The 11780-nt window shown below is 58.9% G+C and carries 8 protein-coding genes and 1 other RNA gene; all 9 read left to right on the top strand.

Features of this window, described 5'->3' with window-relative positions; all coding sequences use genetic code 11:
• Window positions 1-93 precede the first annotated feature (93 nt).
• Window positions 94-918 (top strand): (Fe-S)-binding protein, encoded by an 825-nt coding sequence (locus H7995_RS14540; protein WP_166590397.1) that lies wholly within the window; start codon window positions 94-96, stop codon window positions 916-918.
• Window positions 915-2369: a LutB/LldF family L-lactate oxidation iron-sulfur protein gene (locus tag H7995_RS14535; protein WP_166590396.1), complete on the top strand. Its 1455-nt coding sequence runs from the start codon at window positions 915-917 to the stop codon at window positions 2367-2369. Before H7995_RS14540 ends, H7995_RS14535 begins: the two co-directional genes overlap by 4 nt.
• Window positions 2369-3040 carry a LutC/YkgG family protein gene (locus H7995_RS14530; protein WP_185818539.1) on the top strand — a complete coding sequence of 224 codons (672 nt, stop codon included), beginning with the start codon at window positions 2369-2371 and terminating at the stop codon, window positions 3038-3040. Before H7995_RS14535 ends, H7995_RS14530 begins: the two co-directional genes overlap by 1 nt.
• Complete coding sequence (locus H7995_RS14525) at window positions 3037-5847, top strand: FAD-binding and (Fe-S)-binding domain-containing protein (RefSeq protein WP_166590394.1); 2811 nt, start codon at window positions 3037-3039, stop codon at window positions 5845-5847. The genes H7995_RS14530 and H7995_RS14525 overlap by 4 nt, the downstream gene beginning before the upstream one ends.
• Window positions 5848-6062: 215 nt before the next feature.
• Entirely contained in the window at window positions 6063-6338 is a 276-nt protein-coding gene (locus tag H7995_RS14520; RefSeq protein WP_166590393.1) for a hypothetical protein, read from the top strand.
• Window positions 6339-6436: 98 nt separating this feature from the next.
• Window positions 6437-6833: a transfer-messenger RNA gene (ssrA, locus tag H7995_RS14515) on the top strand.
• A gap of 187 nt (window positions 6834-7020) precedes the next feature.
• Window positions 7021-8277: an integrase domain-containing protein gene (locus H7995_RS14510; RefSeq protein WP_185818538.1), complete on the top strand. Its 1257-nt coding sequence runs from the start codon at window positions 7021-7023 to the stop codon at window positions 8275-8277.
• A gap of 762 nt (window positions 8278-9039) precedes the next feature.
• The gene (locus H7995_RS14505) at window positions 9040-10734 is read left to right on the top strand and encodes a DUF262 domain-containing protein (RefSeq protein WP_342345333.1); all 1695 of its coding nucleotides are present in this window, start codon (window positions 9040-9042) and stop codon (window positions 10732-10734) included.
• Window positions 10735-10855: 121 nt separating this feature from the next.
• On the top strand, window positions 10856-11395 hold the full coding sequence (locus tag H7995_RS14500; protein ID WP_185818537.1) for a hypothetical protein: 540 nt from the start codon (window positions 10856-10858) through the stop codon (window positions 11393-11395).
• Window positions 11396-11780 lie beyond the last annotated feature (385 nt).

Genomic DNA, 11780 nt, shown 5'->3' with positions numbered 1-11780 from the left:
CACAACCCGGTCTGCAAGGTTGCTGAAAGCTTGTCGCTTTACAGTCAGCAACCGCAGCGGACGGATAACCGGGACCACCCGGAGACACGCCTGATGAGCGAGCTTTTCTACAACGCCGTGCCGAACGCGACCCGCGTTGCCCCGCCACTGCCAGAACCGCGCCAGTACCCCAGCGAAAAACCGCCACGGGTCTACCTGTTCGGCACGTGTGTGGTCGACCTGTTCTATCCCGAAGCCGGGATGGACGCGATTCACCTGCTGGAGCGCGAAGGCATTCGCGTGGAGTACCCGCAAGGCCAAAGCTGCTGCGGACAACCGGCCTACACCTCGGGTTACACCGAGCAGGCACGGACCGTGGCGCGCTCGCAATTGGCGTTGTTTGCCGGGGATTATCCGGTGGTCGTGCCGTCGGGTTCCTGCGCCGGCATGCTGCGCGAACACTACGCCGACCTGTTCAAGGACGAGCCGGATACGCTGCAACAAGTCCAGGCGCTCGCCGCCCGGACGTATGAATTGGCCGAGTTCCTGCTGTTTGTCTGCAAGGTGCAGCTCAAGGACAGCGGCGCACCGGTCAAGGTGGCCCTGCACACGTCGTGCTCGGCACGCCGCGAGATGAACACCCACCTGCACGGTCGCGAGTTGTTGGCGCAACTGAGCAACGTGGAACGGGTCAATCACGATCACGAAAGTGAATGTTGTGGCTTTGGCGGGACGTTCAGCGTCCGTATGCCAGACATTTCCGGCGCGATGGTGGCGGACAAGACCCGCGCGTTGAAGGAATCCGGTGCGCACCAGGTACTCAGTGCCGACTGCGGTTGCTTGATGAACATCAACGGCTCGCTGGAGAAACAACAAGCAGCGTTGCGTGGCCAACACCTGGCCAGCTTCCTCTGGCAGCGAACCGGAGGTGCCCGATGAGCACTTCCACGATTATTCCGACGGTCAGCGTCGACGAAGATTTTCGCGCCCGGGCTCACAAGGCCTTGGACGACAAGCAACTGCGAAACAACTTTCGCACTGCGATGGATTCACTGATGACAAAACGGGCAGCGTCCTTCAGCGATGCCCACGAAAGAGAACATTTGCGCGCGCTGGGCAATGCTGTCCGCGCCCGCGCGTTATCCAAGCTGCCCGACCTGCTCGAGCAACTTGAACAGAACCTGACCCGCAACGGTGTGACCGTGCACTGGGCGGAAACGGTGGACGAGGCCAATGGCATCGTCCTCAAGATCATCCGCGCTCACGAGGCGCGGCAAGTGATCAAGGGCAAATCGATGGTCAGCGAAGAGATGGAGATGAACCATGTCCTCGCTGAACAGGGCATTGAATGCCTGGAATCGGACATGGGCGAGTTCATCGTCCAGCTCGACCACGAGAAGCCTTCACACATTATTATGCCGGCGATCCACAAGAATGCCGGTCAGGTCGCGTCCTTGTTCCACGACAAACTTGGCGTGGAGTACACCAAGGACGTTGACCAACTCATTCAGATCGGGCGCAAAGTCTTGCGCCAGAAATTCTTCGAAGCCGACATCGGCGTCTCCGGCGTCAACTTCGCCGTGGCCGAAACCGGCACCCTGCTGCTGGTGGAAAACGAAGGCAACGGCCGCATGTCGACCACCGTGCCACCAGTGCATATCGCCGTCACCGGGATCGAGAAAGTCGTCGAGAACCTGCGCGACGTCGTCCCGCTGCTGTCGCTGCTGACCCGCTCGGCCCTTGGCCAGCCGATCACCACCTACGTCAACATGATCTCCGGTCCGCGTCAGGCCCACGAACTCGATGGTCCGCAGCAAGTGCACCTGGTGCTGCTGGACAACGGCCGCAGCCAGGCCTTCGCCGACAGCGAACTGCGCCAGACGCTCAACTGCATCCGCTGCGGTGCCTGCATGAACCACTGCCCGGTCTACACCCGCATCGGCGGCCACGCCTATGGCGAGGTCTACCCTGGGCCGATCGGCAAGATCATCACCCCGCACATGGTCGGCCTGGCGAAAGTCCCGGACCACCCGAGCGCGTCCTCCCTGTGTGGCGCCTGCGGTGAAGTGTGCCCGGTGAAAATCCCGATCCCGGCCCTGCTGCGCCGCCTGCGCGAAGAGAACGTCAAGGCGCCAGACAGCCCGCACCCCGTCATGCGCGGCCAGGGCAGCAAGTACTCGCGCAAAGAGCGTTTCATCTGGAACGCCTGGGCCAGGCTCAACAGCTCGCCGACCCTGTATCGGCTGTTCGGCTTCTTCGCCACCCGCCTGCGCGCGCTCACGCCGAACAACGTTGGCCCCTGGACGCAAAACCACAGCGCGCCAAAACCGGCCGCCCGCTCACTGCACGACATGGCCCGCGAGCATCTGGGCAAACAGGGGGATCGCTGATGAGTGCCAAACAGAACATTCTCGCCAAGCTGCGCCACAGCCTGACGGGCACCACACCGGTGCCCGACAACTTCGATGAAGCGCTGGTGACCGAGCCCTACACCTACACCGCCGAACAACGCATCCCACAACTGCGCAAGCTGATGGAAGCGGTGCACACCGAAATCCACCTGACCTCGGCGGACGGCTGGCCGGCATTGCTCGCGCAGCTGCTGGCTGAGCGCCAATTGACCAGCCTGTTGATCGCCCCGACCACCGCCCACGGGCAACGCGTCACCCAGCATTGGGCGCAACACCCCGGGCTGGCGACGCTAAAAGCCTACGACCGGCCGGTAGAACAGTGGAAAGCCGAGTTGTTCAACGACACCCCGGCCAGCCTGACCACCACCCTCGGGGCCATCGCCGCCACCGGTAGCCTGATCCTCTGGCCGACCCGCGAAGAACCGCGCCTGATGAGCCTGGTGCCGCCGGTGCATTTCGCCCTGCTCAAGGCCAGCGAAATCCGCGACAACTTCTATCAGGTGCAACGCGAATTCAACTGGGCCCAAGGCATGCCGACCAACGCACTGCTGGTGTCCGGCCCATCGAAGACCGCCGACATCGAGCAAGTCCTGGCGTACGGCGCCCACGGTCCGAAAGACCTGGTGGTACTGATCCTGGAGGACCAATGACTCTACCGACGGCTTTCCTGCGCGATGTGCAACAACTGATCCCCCGCGAGCGACGTTTCGACGACCCGCTGTCGACCCTGGCCTTTGGCACCGACGCCAGCTTCTACCGACTGATCCCGCAACTGGTGATCCGCGTCGAGTCCGAAGACGAAGTGGTCAGCCTGCTGCAACTGGCCCAGCGCGACCGTGTCCCGGTGACCTTCCGCGCGGCCGGCACCAGCCTGTCCGGCCAAGCCATCAGCGACTCGGTCCTGATCGTGCTGGGGGATAACTGGAACGGCCGCGAGATCCGTGGCCAGGGCACCCAGATCCGCCTGCAACCGGGAGTCATCGGCGCTCAGGCCAACGCCTGGCTGGCCCCTTTCGGACGCAAGATCGGCCCCGACCCGGCCTCGATCAATGCCTGCAAGATCGGTGGCATCGTCGCCAACAACGCCAGCGGCATGTGCTGCGGCACGGCCCAGAACACCTACCACACCCTGGCCGGGATTCGCCTGGTACTGGCCGACGGCAGTCGCCTGGACAGCGAAGACCCCGCCAGCGTCGCGGCCTTTCGCGTTAGTCATGCCGAGCTGCTGGAACGCCTGGCGACCCTGGGCCGCGAGACCCGGGCCAATGCCAGCCTGGCGGCGAAAATTCGTCATAAATACCGTCTGAAAAACACCACCGGCCTGTCACTCAATGCCCTGGTGGACTACGACGAGCCTGTGGATATCTTGAGCCACCTGTTGGTGGGCTCCGAAGGCACCCTGGGCTTCATCAGCGCGGTGACCTACGACACCGTGATCGACCATCCGCACAAAGCCTCGGCGCTGATCGTCTTCCCTGATGTGGAAACCTGCTGCACCGCCGTCACCGTGCTCAAGAGCCAGCCAGTCTCGGCGGTGGAACTGCTGGACCGTCGTAGCCTGCGCTCGGTGCAGGACAAACCCGGGATGCCGGCGTTCGTCCAGCAACTGTCGAGCCAGGCCTGTGCCTTGCTGATCGAATCCCGCGCCGCCACGTCGGCGCTGCTGGAAGAGCAACTGGCGCAGATCATGGCCTCGCTGGCGCCATTCCCGGTGGAAAAACAGGTCGACTTCACCCAGGACCCGGCGGAAAATGCCAAGCTCTGGGCGATCCGCAAGGACACCTTCCCCGCCGTCGGCGCGGTGCGCAAAACCGGGACCACGGTGATCATCGAAGACGTCACCTTCCCCGTGGAGCAACTGGCAATCGGCGTCAACCGCCTGATCGAACTGTTCGACAAACACCACTACGACGAAGCGATCCTGTTCGGCCACGCGCTGGAGGGCAACCTGCACTTCGTCTTCACCCAGGGCTTCAACAGCCCGGAAGAAGTCGCTCGCTACCAGGCGTTCATGGACGACGTGGCGCAATTGGTGGCCGTGGAATTCGGCGGCTCGCTCAAGGCCGAACACGGCACCGGGCGCAACATGGCGCCCTTCGTCGAACTGGAATGGGGCAGCGATGCCTACCAGTTGATGTGGCAGCTCAAACGCCTGCTCGACCCCAACGCCATCCTCAACCCGGACGTGGTCTTGAGCGACGACCCGCAGATCCACCTCAAGCACCTCAAGCCCTTGCCGGCCGCCGACGAGATCGTCGACAAATGCATCGAGTGCGGTTTCTGCGAGCCGGTCTGCCCCTCCAAAGGCCTGACCCTGAGCCCACGCCAGCGCATCGTGATCTGGCGCGACATCCAGGCGAAAAAACGCGCCGGCATCGACACCCGCGAACTGGAAGAAGCCTACCAATACCAGGGCCTCGACACCTGCGCGGCGACGGGCCTGTGTGCGCAACGCTGCCCGGTGGGCATCAACACCGGCGAACTGGTGAAAAAACTGCGCAGCCGCAGCGCCACCCATGTGAAAACCGCCAACTGGCTGGAAGGGCATTTCGCCACGGCCCTGCAAGGCGCGCGTTTCACCCTGCACGTGGCCAACGGCGCGCGGATGCTGCTGGGCGCCCCGCGCCTGAGCAAACTCTCGGCTCGCCTCAGTCAGCTGTCCAAAGGGCAGATTCCGCAGTGGAGCAACGCCATGCCCCAGCCGGAGCGGGCGATCCGCTTCAGCCCGACGGTCAGCGATGAGCGCCCGCGAGTGGTCTACCTGGCGGCCTGCGTCTCACGCGCCATGGGTCCGGCAGCGGGCGACAAGGAACAGACCTCGCTGTACGACAAAACCCGCGGCCTGCTGGAAAAAGCCGGCTATCAAGTGGTGTTTCCGGACAACCTGGACAACCTCTGCTGCGGCCAGCCGTTCGCGTCCAAAGGCTATGCCGAACAAGCCGAACACAAACGCCAGGAACTGCTCGGCGCCCTGCTCCACGCCAGCCGCGGCGGGCTCGATCCGATCTACTGCGACACCAGCCCCTGCACCCTGCGCCTGATGCAGGACCTGGGCGACACACGCCTGGACCTGTACGACCCGGTGCGCTTCATCCGCAGCCACCTGCTGGAACGCCTCGACTTCACCCCGCAAGACGCCCCGATTGCCGTGCACGTGACCTGCAGCACCCAGCACCTGGGCGAAAGCCAGGCACTGATCGACCTGGTCCGGCGCTGCAGCAACAACGTGGTGATTCCCGAAGGCATCCACTGCTGCGGGTTTGCCGGCGACAAAGGCTTCACCACCCCCGAGCTGAACGCCCACTCACTGCGCACCCTCAAGGACGCCGTGCAGCATTGCAGCGAAGGCATCTCCACCAGCCGCACCTGTGAAATCGGCCTCAGCCAGCACGGCGGGATCGACTACCACGGCCTGGTCTACCTGGTAGACCGAGTGACCCAGGCCCGCCCGGCATAGGGCGTACCCGGGGTGGGTGTGTAGGTACGCGAGCGTGTGGGAGCGAGCAAGCCGCAAGCGCGCGCGCCCCTACCGCCTCGGCAAAACCGCAAAAAAAAACCGAATTCCTGCGCGCGTCTATAGTCATCTAGCTAAGCCCTGCAAAAGAGCTTACCACCTCGGCCAGCAGCCCCATCGACCGGCAGCACCGAGCCCTCATGCACAAGGAGATACCCATGAAGCACTCTGCAATTGCTGGATTGTTCATCACCGCTGCACTGTTGGCCTCGCCGGTGTTTGCTGCGGATGAAGACCTGTGCGATGGCAATATCCAGAAACTCCAGGATGCCATCGCCACCGCGCCTGCCACCTCGGAAAACGCCATGGACAACGCCAAGGCGGCACTGAAGAAAGCACAGGACGCCAGGACTGCCGGTAACACCAAGGATTGCATTGAAGTCACCACCGGGGCCCTGACCAAAATCCAGACTCGAACCCCCGACAAGGGCTGATGCGCGTTCAAGGCCAACCTTCGGGTTGGCCTTATCGTCCGGGTTGGCGTACACTGCACAGGCTTGCCGCTCAAATTGATCCACAGAGCAGTGAGCTCGGGGCCGTTTAGGATTCGACGCCGGTTGCGAAACTTTAGGTGCATGCCGAGTTGGTAACAGAACTCGTAAATCCACTGTTGCAACTACTTATAGTTGCCAATGACGAAAACTACGGCCAGGAATTCGCTCTCGCTGCGTAAGCAGCCTTAGCCCTGAGCTTCTGGTACCTTCGGGTCCAGCAATCACCAGGGGATGTCTGTAAACCCAAAGTGATTGTCATATAGAACAGAATCGCCGTGCAGTACGTTGTGGACGAAGCGGCTAAAACTTACACAACTCGCCCAAAGCACCCTGCCCGTCGGGTCGCTGAGGGTTAACTTAATAGACACGGCTACGCATGTAGTACCGACAGCGGAGTACTGGCGGACGGGGGTTCAAATCCCCCCGGCTCCACCACTTCATCATCTAAAGACGTCCACGGACGTCTTTTTTTGTGGCTCAAATTCAGTAAAATCAAGGGCTTAAGCACTACTGGGCTCCGCAGAGGTTTTTTGAGTTCCAGCCGTTTTGGTATTCCAAATGGTATTCCAAGCCATCCGGTGCTATTTTTTGGAATACCAAAACGGTGTCAGAGGTAGCTCTCATGCCTGCTCCAGCCCTTCGCCTTTCCGACCGCCAGCTCAAGGCAGTCAAGGCAAAAGACAAGGATTACGTCCTCAGCGATGGTGACGGCCTCCAGCTTCGAGTTAGGAGCAACGGCTCGATGCTGTGGAACTTCAACTACCGCGAGCCGGTAACCAAAAATCGTATCAATATGGGACTGGGCACGTACCCAGAGCTCTCACTAGCGAACGCCAGGAAAAAAGTGGTGGAAGCGCGCGAGCTGCTTGCACAAGGCATTGATCCCAAGGTGCAACGCAATGCACAAGACGAAGCCAAACGAGCGGAGACGGAACATACGTTCGAGAACGTGGCCACCGCCTGGTTCGAACTGAAGAAGGACTCCGTCACACCGGCGTACGCCGAAGACATTTGGCGCTCGCTCACGCTGCATCTATTTCCAGACCTGAAAACAACGCCACTCTCAAAAATCAGCGCACCGATGGTCATCGAACTGCTTCGCCCAATCGAGGCCAAAGGCAGCCTCGAGACAGTGAAGCGATTGAGCCAACGGCTCAACGAGATCATGACCTACGGGGTCAATTCAGGACTGATCTTTGCGAACCCCCTCAGCGGCATTCGCGCAGTATTCAAGAAACCCAAGAAACAGAACATGGCCGCGCTACGACCCGATGAGCTTTCCGAGCTCATGATCGAAATCGCGAACGCCAGCATCAAGCGGATCACCCGCTGCCTGATCGAATGGCAACTGCACACCATGACCCGTCCCGCCGAAGCGGCGACCACACGATGGGCAGACATCGACTTCGACAAACGCATCTGGACTATCCCGCCGGAGCGCATGAAAAAGCGTCGTCCGCACACCATCCCGCTGACCGAACATGCACTCGCGTTACTGGAGGCGCTCAAGCCCCACAGCGGCCACAGGGAATACGTGTTCCCGGCAGATAGAAATCCGCGCACCCACGCCAACAGCCAGACCGCCAACATGGCGTTGAAACGCATGGGCTTCCAGGACCGCTTGGTCAGCCACGGCATGCGCTCCATGGCCAGCACCATCCTGAACGAGCATGGGTGGGATCCGGAGCTGATCGAAGTTGCGCTGGCGCATGTCGACAAGGATGAAGTCCGAAGCGCTTACAACCGAGCTGACTACATCGAACGCCGGCGTCCGATGATGGCCTGGTGGAGTGAGCACATCCAGAAAGCGGCCACTGGCAACCTGTCGGCATCTGCGATCAATCAAACCAGGGACCACAACGTCGTGCCCAAACGGTGAGCGCTCACCGGACTTCGCCGGTAACCGAGAATGACTCCCCAGATGGAGTGATGGTTGATTTCGCGACAGCGGCGACACCGGCGACACCCCACGTAATACCTGGTCTGCAGCATGGAGACAGAAGTGGCGACTGTCGCCGCTGCAAGTCACGCTTTTGGGGCTTTCTCGGCCAAGCCCACGCGAGCGGGAAGGCTCTGCATTCCCACTCGCGTGGGCTCTGCGTAATTGCATCTCACTTGACCACCTAATTGCATTGCCACTGACCAGTCGTTTGCAGTTGAAATATCATCGATCCGAATGCGGTCCACTCCATTCAGCCGGAATTGCTGAGCTGTTCGAAGGCATTGCCTTCCCAAAGGCAGAGAAGGTAGTGGTTTTCTCGCCGGCTAGGACCTTCTGGGAGAAGGTCACTCTGATTCATGCGCAGTGCAACAAGCCACGACGCACTACGGCCGGTGTGTCAGTGGTGAGCTGAATCTGATTCCAGATCAGAACAATTCTCCTCGACTGGAGGACGACTACTACGCCATGGAGCGCTCGGGCATGCTGAACGGGCATGTCTACCCACTGGGGCGCATCGTGGAAGACCTCACCGCACTTCAAGAGCACGTCAATCAGCTGGCTCTAGGCAAAGGTTAGCCGTCTAGGGCTGCGTGGGGGGGATGTTGACGGAGCCGAGCGAAATGTAGTGCTCAAGCATGCAAAAAATCTCGACTCAAGCGATGATGAGGCAAAACGCCACCGCTCATAAGGACATACCCCGTGGAAGCCTCGTCAACCATTCGCAGCATGCTGGCCAACAACCGCATCGTAGTGCCCGCGTACCAACGCGCCTATGCCTGGGACACGCCAGCCGAAGGTTCGAGCCGCGCCAGCCAGACACAGGTGTTTCTCTCCGACCTGGAAGCCTACCGCAGCAGTAATTCCCGCAGCCCTTATTACTTCGGCCATTTCCTGTTTGAACAGACGCAGGGAGAGTATCGGGTTATTGACGGCCAGCAGCGCCTGACCACGATCACGCTGTTTCTGGCGGCCTTGTTCGCGTGCCTGCAAGCAAAGCGCGCCCTGACCGAAGACGAGCAGGACCGCTACAAAGACATGATCAAACGGGAAAGTCAGATCCGCTTCAAGACGGTCGACTACGACAACCAGACCTTTGTCGATTATGTGATCAACCAGTCCAGAACGGCCGCCCCTGCTTCGCTGACCACATCCGCCCAACGACTCATCAATGCGTTCGACTTCTTCAAAAAGAAGCTGGGCGCTCAGCCTGAAGCCTACTTGACCGACATGCTGCGGATTGTGTCTCAGGCATCGTGCAGTACGCACCCGGTGCGAGACGAGGCTGAAGCCATCCAGATGTTTATCTTCCAGAACAACCGCGGCAAGCGCCCGTCCAACCTGGAGGTGGTGAAGGCGCAATTCATGTATGCCATCCATCTTCATGGCGAAGACCAACAAGCGAAAGACAGCCTGATCGAAGAGATCCAGAATCGCTTCGAGACCATCTACAAGTCGATCTCGGCGATTGAATACCGGATCAATGAAGACGACGTGCTGCAGTACACCTTGCGCGTTCACTTCAATTCCCTATGGGAAAGCGGCGCGCTGGACCGGATTGAAAAGATGCTCGCTGCAGAGGCGCCTCTTGAATTTGTGAAAGATTTCACCAATTCACTGGCTATCAGTTTCGAGCATTTGTCGGTTTTCTTCGGCGATGACGAGCGAAACAGTTTTCCGATCCACTCACTGGTGACTTTGGGCGGGATCGCGGTTGTATTGCCATTCATTCTCAAGGCCTACCGCTTTGGCCTTCCCCTATCGGACAAGAACCAGCTTTGCGTCGCATTTGAGAGCCTGATCATCCGCCATCGCTTGATTGGCACCCGTGCGGATATCACTTCCCGCATCAATGATGCTTACGAGGCGTTTACCAGCGAGGCGCCGTCGATAGCTCCGGTCCTTGAACTCATCGACTACCTCAAGACTACAAAAAATTGGTGGTGGGCCTATTGGAACAACGAAAAGCTGGCGGAGGCGCTGGAAATTGAAATCGGTCACCCGACCGCCAAGCACCTGCTATGGAAATATGAAGTGCACCTGAAATGTCAGGGTCAACGCGGCTACGAGCCGCAGCGCTATAGCGACATCAAGCGTCCAGAGCTGGAACATATCGCTCCTTCCACCGAGCCCACAGCCCGCCCACATGGCTACGGTACCTACGACGAAATCTTCAAAGGCGAATACCTCAACTGCCTCGGCAATTACCTGCTGGTGTCCAAATCCCACAACTGTGCAGTGGGAAACATCCCGTTCGCCGAGAAACTGGCAACCTACCAGCACAACGCCCAACAACGGGAAATAGCGAAGTTTGCCAGCGCTGGTAGCGTTTGGGATCAAGATGCAATCCAGGTTCGTCACGATAAAATCGTCGCCGCGCTGATGGCTGAACTTTAAGTAAATTTCGCTCCGGCCCTGGTCTAAAAAACTGAGGCTGAGGCCGTCTAATGATGCGACGTCTAAAATGTGCAGCATCATATTTTTGAAAGCCAACACGAAAGACATGGAGTTGTGAACAATGATTCAATGGCCAGCACACTCAAAGATAACCTGCTTAGATTCAAACGATAAAATCATTGCCGTATCTGCACGCAGCAGGCTGGACTTGTCGGACTCTCTAATGCTGAACCGTGACGAGAAAAAGCCATTATCTTGTCAAATTGAGGTTTTAACCAAGTCGGCAGACTGGACAACCTGGAATTCAATCAACGTAAAAAGGATTGAAGACCACATTGCCTATGACCTTGAGTTTGACGGTTACAAGGTAAAAATCGACCGTATCAGCAATCCGAGTAGAACGTTGTGCAGCAAACCTTTCAAGTGGAAACTTGAGATAAGTGCTGACTACGACGACACAGAGCTTGGATTGGATAAAAAACCTATCGGCACTAGATTCAAGGTAGCTCGAAGTGATGCATCCGTTAAAACAATTCAATCAAACATTGAGAAGGTCTTTGGCCTACCTCGTGGATCCGTTTGTTTACTAACTCCTGAAGCCAAAAAGGCCAATTTGCGTTCTTCGATAAAAAGCCTCAGGAACAAATGGAAAAATAGCTAATTACTGATATTCGCTACTAATTCGCGTCGCCGCTCATTCTGGACTGGTACCGGCGCCTTGGCCACGCTCTAGAGCGTAAACGGAGGCGCATGCAACGCCGAATGCTATACGCCTTGAAATTCCCACTCGACGGATCACTCTCGACTTTCAGAAAGTCATTGCTTCTCGTAGATACACAAAGACAATACAAGACAAGCAGAAAGAACAAAGCCCGCACGAGGCGGGCTTTGCTGGGTGCTCCACAGACAGCCACAACCATCTGGAAACCTGTATCTGGTGCGGGCTCAGATCTCGCGTAGCTGCGCGCAAAAAAGGCGTTTTTAGCAGTCAGTACGCCGACAATCTGGAAGGACCGACTTTTTCAACACAATCGGCCGTTCTCCGC

The sequence above is a fragment of the Pseudomonas kielensis genome (genome assembly GCF_014236655.1).
In the GTDB taxonomy this organism is placed as follows: domain Bacteria; phylum Pseudomonadota; class Gammaproteobacteria; order Pseudomonadales; family Pseudomonadaceae; genus Aquipseudomonas; species Aquipseudomonas kielensis.
Note: the sequence above shows the minus strand (reverse complement) of the source record. Positions and strands in the feature narration are given on the sequence as shown.